This window comes from Amycolatopsis viridis, assembly GCF_011758765.1.
In the GTDB taxonomy this organism is placed as follows: domain Bacteria; phylum Actinomycetota; class Actinomycetes; order Mycobacteriales; family Pseudonocardiaceae; genus Amycolatopsis_E; species Amycolatopsis_E viridis.
The window spans coordinates 54,800-70,360 of the sequence record NZ_JAANOU010000001.1; the positions used below are offsets into that span (position 1 = coordinate 54,800).

Sequence of the window (15,561 nt, forward strand, 5' to 3'; positions counted from 1 at the left end):
GAGGCGCGGACGAAGATCGACTACTTGGATGACCCCTTGCCGGAGCCGTTACCCGGTGGCGCGGACTGCGTCAGCCACCACGCCGACGACCACGACGGCGGCCCGGCCGACTCGGTCTGCGCCGGCTTGTCCTTGTCGCCGCTCTTGCCCCCACCCTTGTCACCGCCCTTGTCACGGCCCTTGCCCTTGCCCGGCTTGTCCGGTGACGGGGTCTGCGTGGACGAGTACGGCGTCTCGTCCGTGGCCGGCAGGTCGTCGCGCGCGCTGCCGGTCGACGAGGACTGGGTGGGCTCACCGGAATCCACGCGGCCCTCCGCCGCGCCCGTCTGCTCCACGCCCGCCGGCTGTTGCTGCGCGGGCGGCTGCACCGGCGCCCCCGGCCCGGCCGGTGACGCCGCGGCCCGGGGATCCTGCCCCGGGCGAACCGGCGCCCCGGGATAGGACAGCGTGACGTCGTCGGGCGCGATCAGCACCTGCGGCGGCGGGCTCAGCCGTTGATCCGGCTCCGCGATCCGCAGCTCGACCGCGCCCTGCGCGGGCAGGCCCACCGGATGCGACTCGTCCACCACCGCCGGCCCCACCGCGAACCCGACCACACCCGCCGCGGTGGTCGACACCAGCGCCACCCCGACCTTGAGCTTCGACACCAGCACCGTCTTCAGCGTGGTGAGCGCACCGGATGCCCCGCCGGCGCCACCGGCCACCGCCACCGACGCCGGCACCAGCAACGCCACCGCCCCCGCGTGCGCCCGCAGCGACGAGCACACGTCACGCAGCTCGGCGTGCATCGCCCGGCACGACGCGCAAACCAGCAGGTGCCCGCGAACCCGGCTCGCCTCTGCACCGGTGACACTGCCCGCCGTGTAGCCGCCGAGCTTCTCGATCACCCCGCGGCAACTCACGTCCGAAGTCCGGTTCACCGCCAGGTGCGCCTGGAGGTACGCCGCCCGCAAACCCTGCCGCGCCCGCCGCGCCAGCGCCGCCGTCGCGTTCGCGCTCAACCCGAAATGCGGCGCCACCACCGCCGGCTGCTCACCCTCGACCTCGGTCTGCCACAACACCGTCCGCCACCGCTCCGGCAGACTCGTGAACGCGGTGGTGATCAAGGTGTGCTCGGCCGTGCGGGCATGCGCGTCCGCACCGGCGCCCGCACGCGAGGTCAGCTCGTCGTCGGTGACCGGCACATCGCGGCGTGCCCCGTGCCACTCCCACGACACCCGGCGCGCCACCGTCAGCAGGTAGGCGCGCACATGCTCCTTCGGGCCCTTCCCGCGGCGCAACGCCTGCAACACGCGGAAGAACGTCTCGGCCGTGATGTCCTCGGCCTCCGACGCATCGGCGGCCAGGCTCCGGGCCAGCCTGCGAACGGCGGAGGCGTGCAGCTCGAACAGCTCGCGGAACGCGGCATCCTCACCGGCCCGCAGCCGGCTCAGCAGAACCTGCTCGTCCGCCGATGACGAACGCTGTTCCGGCACCGCCGCCTCGTCCGACATGCGGCCAGCCACCTCCTCCCCCGCGGGACTAACCCGTTCGGTTGAATGGAGTCACCATACGGAGCGAAACGCTCCCCGTCACCCCTTGTGCTCCGGGAGTGACCGAGTTCCCTCCGGCAAGCGATACCCCACCCAAGATCACCCCCACACCACCACCCCGTCAACCCGGCGAACCAGACCGGTATAGACTCTCCCTCGCACCGGTGAACCGGAGCACGCGGACGTAGCGCAGCTGGTAGCGCATCACCTTGCCAAGGTGAGGGTCGCGGGTTCGAATCCCGTCGTCCGCTCGCAGCTGGCCGCCCCCTGCTCGCGGAGTGCGCTCGCCGGGGGCTGCTCGCCATCGTTCCGGGGGTCGAACCCCCGGGCCCCCGCCAGGGTGGGCTTCGCCCCCCTGGACCCCCCGCCGCGGTGCCGGTTGCATTGTTATCTCGCCTGTTGAAGGGTTCCTGCTTCAGCTGGCCGAACCCTGCCGCGGGAAGCGCTCGCCGAGAACTGCTCGCCACCGTTCCGGGGGTCGAACCCCCGGGCCCCCGCCAGGGTGGGCTTCGCCTCCCTGGACCCCCCGCCGCGGTGCCGGGTTCGTTGTCAGGTCGCCTTCCGAAGGGTTCCTCCTTCAGCTGGCTGAGCCCTGCTCGCGGGAAGCGCTCGCCATCGTTCGGGGGGCGAACCGCCGAACACTGCCAGGGTGGGCGACGCCCCTGGACCCCCGCGGTGCCGGGTTTGGTGTCGGGTTGTCTGGCGAAGGGTTCCTGTTCAAGCTGGCCGAACCCCTCGCGGCTGAAGCGTTCGCGGGGTCAGGTGTCTCGGCGGATCATTCGGCCGGCGCCGGCGGCTACCGTGGTGGCCAGGATCCAGCCCATCGCGGTGAAACCGTTGCTCACCCACTTGTCCAGATCGTGCATGTACCAGCGGCCCTTGTTGCCGAAATCCACGATCGGCACCAGGAGGTCCGCGGTGTAGAGCACCGGGTTCCACTCCAGGCCCGTCTCCTGCTGATCAACCGCACAACGCGGGCCGCTCACCATGTACCGGATCGGGTCCTTCACACACGAATCGGTGCCCAGACCGAAATAGACGCTGCCCGCGGCCAGCAACGCGATCAACCACGCCAGCGCCCGCACCGGGCGGTAACCGTAGCCGACCATCCACCGCTGCAACCAGCTCCACAACCGCACCCCGGGACCCAGCACCCGGTAACCCCGGGCGAGAGCCTCGTACCGGTACTGCTGCTTCTTAAACAACACCGTCGACGCGTGCTCCTCGTTGCCGCTGTTGCGCAGCATCGCGGCGAGCTGGTCGTACGGCCCCGGCCGGTACCCCGCCATCGCCGTGCGCAGCCGCTCGATGCGGTCCCGCACGGCGGCGTCGTCCTTCATGTCGATCGGCTGCTTGAGCACGTCGTAGCGGAAGTCTTCGAGCTCGATACCGCCCTCGGCGCGCCAGAAGTGCTCGTTGTCCGCCAGCGTCTGGCAGTGCGCGTGCCGCATCACGATGGCGCCCGCGGCCGGCCGGGCGAGGGTGAGCAGGAACTCGTCCGCCCCCACGTCACTCACGTCGAGCGCCACCCCGTGCTTGTTCAGCGCACCCAGCACGGCACCGGTGAAGTCGATCCGGCGGCCCGCCGCCGCGCCATCCATGTTCACGCCGCCCGCGGCGTGGAACGGCTGCTCACCGGCGTTGGTGAGGATGATGTCGCGGCCCACCTTCACGGTCCGCAGGTCCACCGAAAAACTGGTCCGGTTGCGCACCGCGGGCTCGGTCACGTCGGTGCCGTAGAGGTAGACGCTGCCGCCCACCTCCACGCCCTGCAACCGCAGGGTGCCCTCGATCGTCGCCTCGTGCAGGTGCAGGTTGCCCGCCACCTTCATCCGGCGGGCGGACAGCACGTCCCGCTCCGCGTGCCGCAGCCCCACGCGGCCGGCCAGGACGTTCCCGCGCACCGTCACGTCGGCCATGCGCATCTGGCCGGACGGGATCTCCAGGCCGGTCGCCTCCAGATCGCTGCCGATCTGCGAACCGTCCAGGTGCAGCGCCCGGTCGTAGTACGGCTCGACCGCGCCGCGCGGCACCGTGATGCGCGCCCGCGCCAGCCGCAACGTGCCGCCGATGCGCGCGTTGATCATCCGCACCGTGCCGACCGCGGTCAGCCCGTCGGACAGCTCGACGTTGCCGTCGACCTGGCAGCGATCGCCCACCAGCGCCGGCCACGGATCCACGTAGGGGTCGCTGGACTTCCACGCCTCCAGGACGATCCGGCCCTGCTGCTCGCTGGTCAGCTCGGCGGCGCGCAGCACCACGTCACCGTTGACGCGGATGCTCGGCAGGTGCAGCACGCCGTGCGCGGAAAACGCTTGCCGCGTGCTCGCGGCGCCGAAGTTGTCCACCTCGCACAACAGGCTGCCGCCGATGTGCGCGCCGTTCCCGTCGAGCGCGAACCCGTCCGGGTTGCGCAGCCGCGCCCCGGAGAAGTTGACGTTGCCGCCGGTGCGCATGCCCGGCAGCCGGACCTCACCCTCGGCCTGCATCCGGTAGGCCAGCAGCGCACCGGCGATGATCAATCGGTCGGCCTGGATCGCGCGGCCCTGCGGGTGGTCCACCGCGGTGCGGGTCAGCACGACCGAACCCTCCACGACGGCGTCGGTCAGGTTGATCGCCGCATCCGGCACCCCGCGCTCGCGGGTGTCGCCCCGCTGCACGGCCGTCTCGCCGTCGTCGCTGCCCGGCAGGACCTGCACGACGCAGCGGATGAGCCGGAGGTCGTTGCGGCTGCGCAGGTTCCGGGCTTTGAGACCGGGCAGCCAGCAACGGCGGAAGACCAGGCCGAGGATCTTGGCCTCGCGCACGTCCGGCGGATGCTCGAAGCGGCAGTTCTCGAAGCGGAACAGGCAGTCCAGGTCCGCGCCGCGCAGATCCAGCCGGCCGGTGACGTAAGCGTTTTCCAACGACACGATCGGCGCGTTGCTGGCCTGCCGGCGGAACCGCAGCAGCCCACCGCTGCCCGGCTCGAGCAGCGGTTTCAGCAGCTCCTCGGCCGCGACGTGGTAGCGCCGGTCCGGCACCCCGCGAAAAGGATCCAGGGCCGGCACGTCGCGGTCCCCGATCCCCGGCTGGCCACCCACCATCCGCGTCCCCCTCCCCGCGACGATCGCCACACCTGCTCCGACGATCCTCGCGGGTGAGGGGTTCCCGGCGCTACTGCTCGGGTTTGAGAACGCGCGCCAGGAACGCGCGCGTGCGCTCGTGCCGCGGGTCCCCGATCACCTGCTCCGGCGCACCCTGCTCGACGACGACGCCGTCGTCCATGAACAGCACCTTGTCCGCCACCTCGCGGGCGAACTGCATCTCGTGCGTCACCACGACCATCGTCATGCCGTCACGCGCCAGCTGCCGCATCACACCCAGCACGTCGCCGACCAGTTCCGGGTCCAGCGCCGACGTCGGCTCGTCGAACAGCATCAGCCGGGGCTGCATCGCGAGCGCACGGGCGATCGCGACCCGCTGCTGCTGACCGCCGGAGAGCTGCGCGGGGTAGGAGCTCTCCTTGTCCGCGAGGCCCACCCGGTCGAGCAGTTCGCGGGCCCGCTCACGCGCGGCCTGCTTGCTCTCCCGCCGCACCTGCACCGGCGCCTCCATGACGTTCTCCAGCGCCGTCATGTGCGGGAACAGGTTGAAGCGCTGGAACACCATGCCGATGTTGCGGCGCTGCTGGGCGATCTCGCTGTCCCGCAGCTCGTACAGCCGCTCGCCGCGTTGCCGGTAGCCGACGAGCTCGCCGTCGACGTAGAGCCGGCCGGCGTTGACCTTCTCCAGGTGGTTGATGCACCGCAGCAGCGTCGACTTGCCCGAGCCGGACGGACCGATGAGGCAGGCGACCTCCCGCTCCTGCACCTCGAAGTCGATGCCCTTGAGCACCTCGAGCCGGCCGAACCGCTTGTGGATGCCCTGCGCCTGGACGACCGGGGTCATCCCACCGCACCTCCCCCGATACCGCCGCCACCGCCCGAGCCGTACCGGAACCCGAGCATGCGGCTCGTCCACTTCGTGCGCTCGCCCACCTGCCGGGAAGTCCCGCGGGCGAACCGCCGCTCGATCTGCATCTGCACCAGCGTCAGGATCGTGGTCATGAACAGGTACCACAGCGCGGCCGTGATCAGCAGCGGCGCGATCCGGTAGTTCTGCGCGTAGATCTGCTGCGCCGACGTCATCAGCTCGAAGTACCCGATGACCACCACCAGCGACGTCGTCTTGAGCATCGCGATGGTCTCGTTGCCGGTCGGCGGGATGATCACCCGCATCGCCTGCGGCAGGATGATCCGCCGCAGCGTCTTGGCCCGCGACATGCCGAGCGCACTGGCGGCCTCCAGCTGGCCGGCGTCGACCGACAGGATGCCGCCGCGCACGATCTCGGCCATGTAGGCGGCCTCGTTCAGGCCCAGGCCCAGCAGGGCCGCGGTGAACGGCGAGATCAGCGAGTTGGTGTCCCAGCTGACGAACTCCGGCCCGAACGGGACCCCGAGGCCGAGCCGCGGGTAGAACAGCGCGAGGAAGTTCCAGAACACCAGCTGCGTGATCAGCGGCGTGCCCCGGAACAACCAGATGTAGGTGCCCGCCGCACCCGCCGCGAGCGGGTTCGGCGACAACCGCATCACCGCGAGAACGACCCCGCCGACCACCCCGATCACCATCGAGATGACGGTGAGGATCAGGGTGTTCTGCAGGCCGCGCAGGATCCGGTCGTCGAACAGGTAGTCGCCGACGACGTCCCACTGCATGTTCGCGTTGGTGACGACACTGCGGATGACGATGGCCGCCAGGAGCAGGATGATCACACCCGCGATCCACCGGCCGTAGTGGCGGACCGGAACGGCGCGGATGTCCTCCGACTGGGTGGCTTGACGTGTCTCGGTCATCAGCTGGCCGGGTTCAGCTCCGCCTTCGTGAGCGTCCCGCTCGGGTTCAGGCCCCACTTGGCCAGGATCTTGGCGTAGGTGCCGTCGTCGATGAGGGCCTGCACGGCACCCTGGACGGCCTCGGCGTAAGTGCCCTGGCCCTTCTTGAGCGCGATGCCGTAGGGCGCGGCGTCGTAAGGCTGGCCGACGGTCTCGACGGCGCCGCCGGTCTGCTTGATCGCGTAGTCGACGACCGGGGAGTCGGCGAGCATCGCCTGGCTGCGCCTGGTCTGGACCTGCAGGTTCACATCGGTCTGCGCCTGGAACTGCTGCACGTTGATCGCCGGCTTGCCGGCCGCGGTGCACTGCTGCGAGCGGGCGGCCAGGTCGTCGACCTGCACGGTGCCCTGCTGGACGGCGATGTTCTTGCCGCACAGGTCGTCCAGCGAGATGTGCTCCGGGTTGCCCTTCGGCACGCCCAGCGAGGTACCCGCCCGGTAGTACGAGACCATGTCCACGGTCTGCAGGCGCTCGGGGTTGACCGTGAACGAGGACATGGCCAGCTCGTACTGGCCCGAGGCGAGGCCGGCGAGGATGCCGGAGAACGCGGCGTTCTGGTACTCCATGGTCAGGCCGAGCTTCTGCCCGACGGCGTTGCCCAGGTCGACGTCGAAGCCGACGACCTTGCCCTGCGCGTCGACGAACTCGTTGGGCGCGTAGCTCTGGTCCTGACCCACGATTATCTTGCCGTCGGCCGCTATGGCCTGCGGGACCTTGGCGGCCAGCGCCGGGTCCTTCGCCACCGCCGGGATCTCCTCGGACTGGGTCGCGCCAGTCCCGCCGGCCGGCTGCGAGGTGCCTCCGGAGCCGGTGCCACCCGCACCGCACGCCATGGTCAGCCCGGCCAGGGCGAAGGCGGGCAGCAGGGCCAGCGCCTTGATGTGTGTTGCACGAGCCACGGAGCTACTCCTCGTCACTCTAAGTAGGTCTTACCGTTGAGCTCTCGCATCCTGCCATTCGAAAGGAGTACGCGCAGCATCGGAAGGGTCACGTCTGAACTTCACGGCTCGCCCCGGCCCGGGCCGTGCGGATTCACCCCCGGGCGTGGGCGTCCAGCATGTGCGCGACCGCCTCGGTCAGCCGCTGCGCCTGGGGCAGGTGCAGCCACTCGTCCGGGACGTGCGCGTTCGAATCGGGCCCGAGCGCTCCGGTGACCAGGAACTGGGCCTCCGGGTACTTCTCACCCAGCAGGCCCATGAACGGGATCGACCCGCCGAGCCCCACGCTGCGCCACGGCGCACCGAACACCTCGTCGCTCACCTTCTCCAGCGCGGCGGACAGCCACGGGGAGGCGTCCGGTGCGTTCCAGCCGTCCGCGGCCTCGACCCCGGACAGCTCGACCGCGGCACCGTACGGGACGTCCGAAGTCAGCGCCTTCTCGATCGCGGCGAGCGCTGCCGCCGAGTCGGCCGTCGGCGGCAGCCGGAAGCTCAGCGCCAGCGTCGTCGACTCACGCAGGACGTTGCCCGCGTTCGCCGGCTCCGGCAGGCCCGCCGCGCCGATCACCGACAGCGTCGGCCGCCACGACTGGTTCAGCAGCAGCTCCAGCTCGTCGTCGGAGACCGGCCGCATGCCGGGCATCAGCGGGAACGACCCCTTGGTCGCCCCGGGGGCCACCGCGACCGTCGCCGCGGCCTCCGCGCGCCGGTTCGGCGGGATGTCGACGTGCAGGTCGGCGAGCTTGATCTCGCCCGTCGCGGAGTCCTCGATGCGGTCCAGCAGCTGCCGCAGGACGCGGAACGAGCTCGGCACGACACCGCTGGCCAGCCCGGAGTGCGCGGCCGTCTCCAGCACGCGCACCGTGACGTGCACCTGGGCCAGCCCGCGCAGGCTGGTCGTCAGCCACAGCCGGTCGTAGTCGTTGCCACCGGAGTCCAGGCACACCACGAACGTCACGCGGCCCAGCCGCTCCGACAGGTGCTCGAGGTAGAGCGGCAGGTCGGGGCTGCCCGACTCCTCACCGGTCTCCAGCAGGATCACCGACCGCGCGTGGGCGCCGCCGGCGGCGTGCACCGCCTCCAGCGCGGCGGTCGCCGCGTATCCCGCGTAGCCGTCGTCCGCCGAACCGCGGCCGTAGAGCCGGTCCCCGCGGACCACCGGGGTCCACGGACCGAGCCCGTCGGCCCAGCCGCCGACCGGGGGCTGCTTGTCGAGGTGGCCGTAGAGCAGCACCGTGCCGCGGTCCTCCGCACCGGGTGTCGCCGGGACGTCGACCAGCAGCACCGGGCTGCGGCCGTCCAGCTGGACGACGTCGATCGTCGCGCCGGGCAGGTTCCGCCCGGTGATCCAGTTCTGCACGTGCCGCACGGCGGCGGCGAGGTGCCCGGTGGCGGCCCACTCGGGGTCGAACGCCTGCGACAGGGCGGGGATCTCCACCAGGCCGGACAGGCTCGGCAGCACCTCGTTCGCCCAGAGGCGCCGGACGGTTTCACGCACGGTTGTTTGCTCCACGCGGCCATTCTGCCCCAGCTGGAGCACGCCCTCCGGCGTCCTCGCGATAGCAGCCCGCCGGCACCGGCCACGCATCACCCCCTGTGATGCAGTTCACTTTCGAACACGCTCGGCGACCGGCTCGTCGCGGTGCGGTCGCCACCCCGCGCGCCGCGGCTGGTGAGGGCGTGCGCGACAGCCCGAATGTCGGTGCGGCCAGTATCGGGCGTCCTAGCGTTTACGCAGCTCAGGCACGCCTTTCGCGGCAACAAATCGGGCGTGGACCTGCACCGGGACCCCCTGTTCGTGTCAGGATGTCCCTCGTAAGCCGTCACGGCCGACGGCTGCCGAGCGCTTCGGACCCGAAACGTCGGTGGCTGCCGGTCAAAGCCGTGAGCGGCCGCCACAAGCGGCCCCGTGGCAGGACACCGAGGAGAACGCGCATGCCGTCCCCCGAACAGTGGACGCACCCGGAGCCCGGCGAAGGACCGGCCGCACAGGCCGCCCAGCCATCACGGGAGCAGGTGATCGCCGGTTTGCGAAACACGGACGCGGGTGGCGCTGAGGTGACTCAGCTGCTCACCCCCGAAGGCGAGCGAATCGCCTCGCCCCAGTTCGACCGCTACATCTCCGACATCGACCCGGACGCGCTGCGCGGGCTCTACCGCGACATGGTGCTGGTCCGCCGGGCCGACCGGGAAGCCAACGCCATGCAGCGCCAGGGCCAGCTGGGCATCTGGGTCCCGCTGCTCGGCCAGGAGGCCGCACAGGTCGGTTCCGGCCGCGCGCTGCGGCCGCAGGACATGGCGTTCCCGAGCTACCGCGAACACGGCGTGGCCTACACCCGCGGCGTCGACTTCAAGGAACTGCTGGGCATCTTCCGCTGCACCGACCACGGCGGCTGGGACTTCCAGGCCCACGGTTTCCACCCGTACACCATCGTGATCGGCAACCAGGTGCTCAACGCGGCCGGTTACGCGATGGGCCAGAAGTTCGAGGGCAAGGTGGGCGACGACGACGGTGAGGCCACCATCGTCTACTTCGGTGACGGCGCCACCTCCCAGGGCGACGTGCACGAGGGCTTCGTGTGGGCCGCGGTGTACGACGCGCCGCTGGTGTTCTTCTGCCAGAACAACCAGTGGGCGATCTCCGAGCCCACCGAGCGCCAGTCCCGGCTCCCCCTGTACCAGCGCGCCCGCGGCTACGGCTTCCCCGGCATCCGCGTGGACGGCAACGACGTGCTGGCCTGCCTCGCGGTGACCCGCTGGGCGCTCGAGGAGTGCCGCCACGGCAACGGGCCGGTGTTGATCGAGGCGTTCACCTACCGGATGGACGCCCACACCACCACCGACGACCCGACCCGCTACCGGCTCTCCGAAGAGCTGGAGGTCTGGAAGCACAAGGACCCGATCGAGCGCGTGCGTGTGCACCTGGCCCGCAACGGGTACGCCGACCAGGCGTGGTTCGACCAGATCCAGGCCGAGGCCGACGCCTTCGCCACGGACCTGCGCGAGTTCTGCTTCAACATGCCGGAACCGCCCCCGGAACGCGTGTTCGCCAACGTCTATGCCGAATCGTCGCCGGTGCTGGACTCCCAGCGCGACGAGTTCCTGTCCTACCTGGCCGGTTTCGTGGAAGCGGGTGAGCGCTGATGGCCGCCCCGGTGAAGTCCCCTGTGGACGGTGCGGTACCCGCCGTGCAGAAGCTGACGATCGGCAAGGCCCTGAACATGGGCCTGCGCGCGGCGATGGAGGCCGACGACAAAGTCCTGATCCTCGGCGAGGACGTCGGCAAGCTCGGCGGCGTCTTCCGGATCACCGACGGGTTGCAGAAGGACTTCGGCGAGCAGCGCGTGCTGGACACGCCGCTGGCCGAGTCGGGCATCATCGGCACCGCGGTCGGCCTGGCCGTGCGCGGGTTCCGCCCGGTGTGCGAGATCCAGTTCGAGGGGTTCATCTTCCCCGGGTTCGACCAGATCTCCTCGCAGCTGGCGAAGCTGCACTACCGCACGCAGGGCCGGGTCAAGGTGCCGGTGGTCGTGCGGGTGCCCTACGGCGGCGGGATCGGCGCGGTGGAGCACCACTCCGAATCACCGGAGTCGCTGTTCGCGCACATCGCCGGGCTGAAGGTGGTGTCCTGCTCGAATCCCACGGACGCCTACTGGATGATCCAGCAGGCCGTCGCCTCCGATGATCCGGTGCTGTTCTTCGAGCCCAAGCGGCTCTACCACAACGGCCAGCTCAAGTCCGAAGTGGACACCACGACACCGCCGGGGCCGCTGTTCGCCTCGCGCGTGGTGCGCGAGGGCACCGACTGCACGCTCGTCGCGTACGGGCCGTCGGTCAAGGTGTGCATCGATGCTGCTGCCGCCGCGGCCGAAGAAGGCCGGTCGCTGGAGGTCATCGACCTGCGCACGCTCTCGCCGCTCGACCTCGCGCCGGTGTTCGAGTCGGTGCGCCGCACCGGCCGGCTGGTCGCGGTCAGCGAGGCGCCGTCGGAGTCGTCGATCACCTCCGAGATCGCCGCGCGCGTGCAGCAGGAGTGCTTCTACTCGCTGGAGGCGCCGGTGCTGCGGGCGACCGGGTTCGACACCCCGTACCCGCCGTCCAAGTTGGAGGAGCACTACCTCCCCGACCTGGACCGCGTCCTGCACACCGTCGACCGCGCGATGGGCTGGTGAGGCGGGGTGCCCGAGTACAAGCAGTTCCTGCTCGCCGACACCGCCGAGGGCCTGACCGAGGCGGAGATCCTGAACTGGCGCGTCCAGCCGGGTGACGAGGTCACGGTCAACCAGATCGTCGTCGAGGTGGAGACCGCCAAGGCCGCCGTCGAGCTGCCCATCCCGTGGGCCGGTGTGGTCACCGAGCTCATGGCCGCGGCCGGGGACACCGTGGCGGTCGGGGCGCCGCTGCTGACCATCGACGTGAACCCGGCCGGCGCGGGCGCGCCCCCGGCAACCGTGAACGGGTCCGCGGCAGCGGCACCGGCCGAGGAAGAGATGAAGCCGCTGGTCGGCTACGGGTCGAAGGCGACCGAGGCACGGCGACGGCCACGCAAGGCGGCTGCCGCGGCGGCTCCGGCTCCCGCTCCAGCTGCGGCAGAAGCGGCACCGGCACCGGCTGCTCCCGCGCCGGAATCGGCCCGGGGCGGTTACGTGCCGCTGGCGAAACCGCCGGTGCGCAAGCTCGCCAAAGACCTCGGTGTCGACTTGTCGACGCTCACCGGGTCCGCCGAAGGCGGCGTGATCACCCGGGAGGACGTCGAGCGGGCGGCCCAGCCGGCCGCACCCGCACCCGCGACCGCCGGGGCCCGCGAACGGCGCGTACCGGTCCGCGGTGTCCGCAAGGCGACCGCGGCGGCGATGGTGTCCAGCGCCTTCACCGCGCCGCACGTGACCGAGTTCCTGACCATCGACGTCACGCCGATGATGGAGCTGCGCGAGCGGCTGAAGAAGCACCCGGACTTCGCGGGCGTGAAGCTGACCCCGCTGGCGTTCGCGGCCAAGGCCGTGTGCATGGCGGTGCGGCGGACGCCGGACGTCAACGCGTCCTGGGACGAGGCGGCCGGCGAGATCGTCTACAAGGACTACGTGCACCTGGGCATCGCCGCGGCGACGCCCCGCGGCCTCGTCGTCCCGAAGATCCGGGACGCGGACGCGATGTCGCTGCCGGAGCTGGCACGGGCGCTGGACGAGCTGACGACGACCGCGCGCGAGGGCAAGACCCCGCCCGCGGACATGGTGGACGGGACGATCACCATCACCAACGTCGGCGTGTTCGGCGTCGACACCGGCACGCCGATCATCAACCCGGGTGAGTCCGCGATCCTGGCCTTCGGGGCGATCAAGGACGCGCCGTGGGTGGTGGACGGGCAGCTCGCGGTCCGGAAGGTGTTGCAGCTGTCGCTGAGCTTCGACCACCGGCTGGTCGACGGGCAGCAGGGCTCGCAGTTCCTCGCCGACGTCGGCGCGCTGCTGGCCGATCCGGCAATGGCGTTCACCTACTGAACGGTTCGGGCGGGCCGCGTCGTTCCGGCGCGGCCCGTTCTCCTGCTCCCTTGACGGAGTGAGCGCTCACTCCACATACTGGGGCCATGACCGCTCCCGCCCGCCGCCGGGCACCCGGCATGAACCCCGAGGACCGCCGGCGCATGATCGTGCGAGCCGTGCTGCCACTGGTCGTCGAGCACGGTGCCGCCGTCACCACCGCGCAGATCGCCCGCGCCGCAGGCATCGGCGAGGGCACGATCTTCCGCGCGTTCAAGGACAAGGACGAACTGATCGACGCCTGCGTCGCCGAGGCGGTCAAGCCGGACAGCACGGTGGAGGCGATCGCCGAGATCCCGCTCGACCAGCCGCTGGCCGACCGGCTCGCCGAAGCCACCGAGACCATGTCCGCGCACCTGGAGCGGATGGGCGCGCTCATGGCGGCGCTGCACTCGACCGGCCGGCTCAAGCGCGGCGGACCGCGGAAGGGTGCGCGGGCCGAGTCCGTCACCGCGCTGCGCCAGGCCATCGCCGAACTGTTCACGCCCGAGGACGGGCTGCGGCTGCCGGCCGACAAGCTCGCGGCGATCTTCCTGTCGATGGTGTTCCTGCGCCGCCGGGACGACCAGGCCACACCGACCGCGGCCGAGTTGGTCGACGTCTTCCTGCACGGGGCGGTGGCCGCATGATGCACAGCGGTGGCGCACCGATCGGGGTGCGGCGGATGCTGCGGCGGGCCGGCACCTCGGTCCCGCAGAGCGGGCTGACCGGTCCGGTGGACATCCCGGACGCGGTGGCGCCGGACCAGCCGAAGGACCTGCGGTCCCGGTGGCAGCGGTTCCGGTCCTCAGCCGGCGGCACGGTGCGCGGACTGCCGCGCGTGATCAAACTGGCGTGGCGGGCGAGCCCCGCGGTGACCGTCCTCATCGCACTGTCCGCTTTGATCAGTGGGCTGATGCCCACCGGCACGGCCTACGTGGCGAAACTGCTGCTGGACGCGGTGGTCGCGGCGGTGCAGGGCCGCGGCGGCACCGATCGGATCGTCCAGCTGGCCGCGCTGGAGTTCGGCGTGTTCACCGCGACCGCGATCAGCACCGCGCTGACGAACGCGGCCCAGCAGCTGCTGCAGGAGCGGATGACGTTGACGATCCGGCACCGGGTGATGGCACACGCGAGCAGGCTGGACCTCCAGTTCTTCGAAGGCTCGGAGTCCTACGACCAGCTGCGGCAGGCGTCGCAGGAGGCGCCGCAGCGGCCGATGTCGATGCTGACCTCGGCGCTCGGGCTGGTCCGGACGTCGATCACGTTCGCCAGCATGGTGGTGCTGCTGATGTCGGTCAGCCCGCTGCTGGCCGCCGTGGCGCTGCTCGCGCCGGTGCCGGCGTTCATCTCACAATCGAAGTACGGGTCCCGGGCGTTCCTGCTGACCCTGTGGATGTCACCGATCCGGCGGCGGATGGACTACCTGAACTCACTGGTCACGACGGACACCTACGCCAAGGAAACCAAGCTGTTCGGGCTCGGGCCGTACCTGGTGGACCGGTTCCTGCGGCTCGGCCAGAACGCGTACGCCCGCGAGCGGAAGCTGACGACCCGGCGCAACTTCGTGGGCACGGCGTGGAGCCTGCTGTCCACTCTCGCCGGTTCCGGCATCGCGCTGTACATCGCGCTGGAGGCGGTGGCCGGGCGGCTGACGATCGGGGATCTCGCGCTGTACACGGCGGCTGCGGCGGCGGTGCAGACGTCGGTGCAGGGGTTGTTCACCGGGTTCTCCGGGATGTACGAGAACAACCTGTACCTGGACACCCTGTACGACTTCCTGGCCACCGAGCCGCAGATCGTCGCGCCGGCCGTGACGGCGCCGCTGCCCGAGCCGGTGCGCGGGCACATCGAATTCCAGAACGTGTCGTTCCGCTACCCGGGGGCGGCGGAGAACGCAATGGACGGGGTCTCGTTCGAGATCCGGCCCGGTGAGACGGTGGCGGTGGTCGGGCGGAACGGGGCCGGCAAGTCGACGCTGATCAAACTGCTGTGCCGGCTCTACGACCCGACCGAGGGGCGGATCCTGCTCGACGGGACCGACATCCGCAAGTTCGACCCGGATGCCCTGCGATCCCGGATCTCGGCGATGTTCCAGGACTACGTGACCTACCAGGGAACGGCGGCGGAGAACATCGGGCTCGGCGAGCTGAGCGCGCTCGACGACCGGCCGCGGATCGAAGACTCGGCCACCCGCGCCGGGGTCGCCGCCCGGATCGCGCGGTTGCCGCGCGGGTACGACAGCCCGTTGGGCCGGTGGTTCGACCAGGGCGTGTCCCTGTCCGGCGGCGAGTGGCAGAAGATCGCGCTGGCGCGGGCCTTCATGCGGGACGCACCGATCCTGGTGCTGGACGAACCGACGTCGGCGCTGGACGCCGCGGCCGAACACGACCTGTTCACACGGTTGCGCGCACTGTCCGAGGGCCGGACCACGCTGTACATCTCGCACCGGTTCTCCACGGTGCGGCAGGCGGAGAAGATCCTGCTGCTCGACCGGGGACGCCTCGCGGAGGAAGGGACGCACGAAGAGCTCATGTCCCAGGGCGGCGACTACGCGTCGCTGTTCACCCTGCAAGCCGCGGCGTACCTGGAGGAAGCCGCGTAACTGCGGATCGCGTCGAGCCGATGACACTCGGTGGCCGGAGCGATATCGTGCTCCCCC

The 15,561-nt window shown here is 70.9% G+C and carries 11 protein-coding genes and 1 tRNA gene; 6 read left to right on the top strand and 6 right to left on the bottom strand.

Annotation, left to right across the window (positions count from 1 at the left end):
- Positions 1 to 20: 20 nt before the first annotated feature.
- Complete coding sequence (locus tag FHX46_RS00300; protein ID WP_167109663.1) at positions 21 to 1,493, bottom strand: sigma-70 family RNA polymerase sigma factor; 1,473 nt, start codon at positions 1,491 to 1,493, stop codon at positions 21 to 23.
- Positions 1,494 to 1,710: 217 nt separating this feature from the next.
- Between FHX46_RS00300 and FHX46_RS00305 the strand changes: the two genes are divergently transcribed.
- Positions 1,711 to 1,783 (top strand) — tRNA-Gly (locus FHX46_RS00305).
- 507 nt (positions 1,784 to 2,290) lie between these two features.
- Here the strand turns inward: FHX46_RS00305 and FHX46_RS00310 are convergent.
- From FHX46_RS00310 to FHX46_RS00330, 5 genes are all read right to left on the bottom strand, one after another.
- Entirely contained in the window at positions 2,291 to 4,618 is a 2,328-nt protein-coding gene (locus FHX46_RS00310; protein ID WP_208399940.1) for an oxidoreductase, read from the bottom strand.
- A gap of 70 nt (positions 4,619 to 4,688) precedes the next feature.
- On the bottom strand, positions 4,689 to 5,462 hold the full coding sequence (locus FHX46_RS00315) for an amino acid ABC transporter ATP-binding protein (RefSeq protein ID WP_167109664.1): 774 nt from the start codon (positions 5,460 to 5,462) through the stop codon (positions 4,689 to 4,691).
- Positions 5,459 to 6,406, bottom strand: a complete 948-nt coding sequence (locus FHX46_RS00320) for an amino acid ABC transporter permease (protein WP_167109665.1) — start codon at positions 6,404 to 6,406, stop codon at positions 5,459 to 5,461. The genes FHX46_RS00315 and FHX46_RS00320 overlap by 4 nt, the downstream gene beginning before the upstream one ends.
- Positions 6,406 to 7,344, bottom strand: coding sequence for an ABC transporter substrate-binding protein (locus FHX46_RS00325; protein WP_313885974.1), 939 nt, complete (start codon positions 7,342 to 7,344; stop codon positions 6,406 to 6,408). The genes FHX46_RS00320 and FHX46_RS00325 overlap by 1 nt, the downstream gene beginning before the upstream one ends.
- Before the next feature lie 133 nt (positions 7,345 to 7,477).
- A complete protein-coding gene (locus tag FHX46_RS00330; RefSeq protein ID WP_313885975.1) occupies positions 7,478 to 8,896 on the bottom strand; it encodes a M20/M25/M40 family metallo-hydrolase in 1,419 nt (472 codons plus the stop codon).
- A 422-nt stretch (positions 8,897 to 9,318) separates the two neighbouring features.
- Between FHX46_RS00330 and pdhA the strand changes: the two genes are divergently transcribed.
- The 5 genes from pdhA to FHX46_RS00355 all read left to right on the top strand — a co-directional run bounded on the left by pdhA (position 9,319) and on the right by FHX46_RS00355 (position 15,504).
- The gene (gene pdhA, locus FHX46_RS00335; protein WP_167109666.1) at positions 9,319 to 10,527 is read left to right on the top strand and encodes a pyruvate dehydrogenase (acetyl-transferring) E1 component subunit alpha; all 1,209 of its coding nucleotides are present in this window, start codon (positions 9,319 to 9,321) and stop codon (positions 10,525 to 10,527) included.
- On the top strand, positions 10,527 to 11,555 hold the full coding sequence (locus FHX46_RS00340; protein ID WP_167109667.1) for an alpha-ketoacid dehydrogenase subunit beta: 1,029 nt from the start codon (positions 10,527 to 10,529) through the stop codon (positions 11,553 to 11,555). Before pdhA ends, FHX46_RS00340 begins: the two co-directional genes overlap by 1 nt.
- A 6-nt stretch (positions 11,556 to 11,561) precedes the next feature.
- Positions 11,562 to 12,881 (top strand): dihydrolipoamide acetyltransferase family protein, encoded by a 1,320-nt coding sequence (locus tag FHX46_RS00345; protein ID WP_167109668.1) that lies wholly within the window; start codon positions 11,562 to 11,564, stop codon positions 12,879 to 12,881.
- Positions 12,882 to 13,000: 119 nt separating this feature from the next.
- The gene (locus FHX46_RS00350; protein WP_167120939.1) at positions 13,001 to 13,549 is read left to right on the top strand and encodes a TetR/AcrR family transcriptional regulator; all 549 of its coding nucleotides are present in this window, start codon (positions 13,001 to 13,003) and stop codon (positions 13,547 to 13,549) included.
- Positions 13,549 to 15,504 carry an ABC transporter ATP-binding protein gene (locus tag FHX46_RS00355; RefSeq protein WP_243871363.1) on the top strand — a complete coding sequence of 652 codons (1,956 nt, stop codon included), beginning with the start codon at positions 13,549 to 13,551 and terminating at the stop codon, positions 15,502 to 15,504. The genes FHX46_RS00350 and FHX46_RS00355 overlap by 1 nt, the downstream gene beginning before the upstream one ends.
- Positions 15,505 to 15,561: the final 57 nt, after the last annotated feature.

Excerpts from the sequence above, each read along its gene's own strand:
- FHX46_RS00310 (WP_208399940.1), bottom strand. The coding sequence starts at position 4,618 with ATGGTGGGTGGCCAGCCGGGGATCGGGGACCGCGACGTGCCGGCCCTG.
- FHX46_RS00320 (WP_167109665.1), bottom strand. The coding sequence starts at position 6,406 with ATGACCGAGACACGTCAAGCCACCCAGTCGGAGGACATCCGCGCCGTT.
- FHX46_RS00300 (WP_167109663.1), bottom strand. The coding sequence starts at position 1,493 with ATGTCGGACGAGGCGGCGGTGCCGGAACAGCGTTCGTCATCGGCGGAC.
- FHX46_RS00350 (WP_167120939.1), top strand. The coding sequence starts at position 13,001 with ATGAACCCCGAGGACCGCCGGCGCATGATCGTGCGAGCCGTGCTGCCA.
- FHX46_RS00340 (WP_167109667.1), top strand. The coding sequence starts at position 10,527 with ATGGCCGCCCCGGTGAAGTCCCCTGTGGACGGTGCGGTACCCGCCGTG.
- FHX46_RS00315 (WP_167109664.1), bottom strand. The coding sequence starts at position 5,462 with ATGACCCCGGTCGTCCAGGCGCAGGGCATCCACAAGCGGTTCGGCCGG.
- pdhA (WP_167109666.1), top strand. The coding sequence starts at position 9,319 with ATGCCGTCCCCCGAACAGTGGACGCACCCGGAGCCCGGCGAAGGACCG.
- FHX46_RS00355 (WP_243871363.1), top strand. The coding sequence starts at position 13,549 with ATGCACAGCGGTGGCGCACCGATCGGGGTGCGGCGGATGCTGCGGCGG.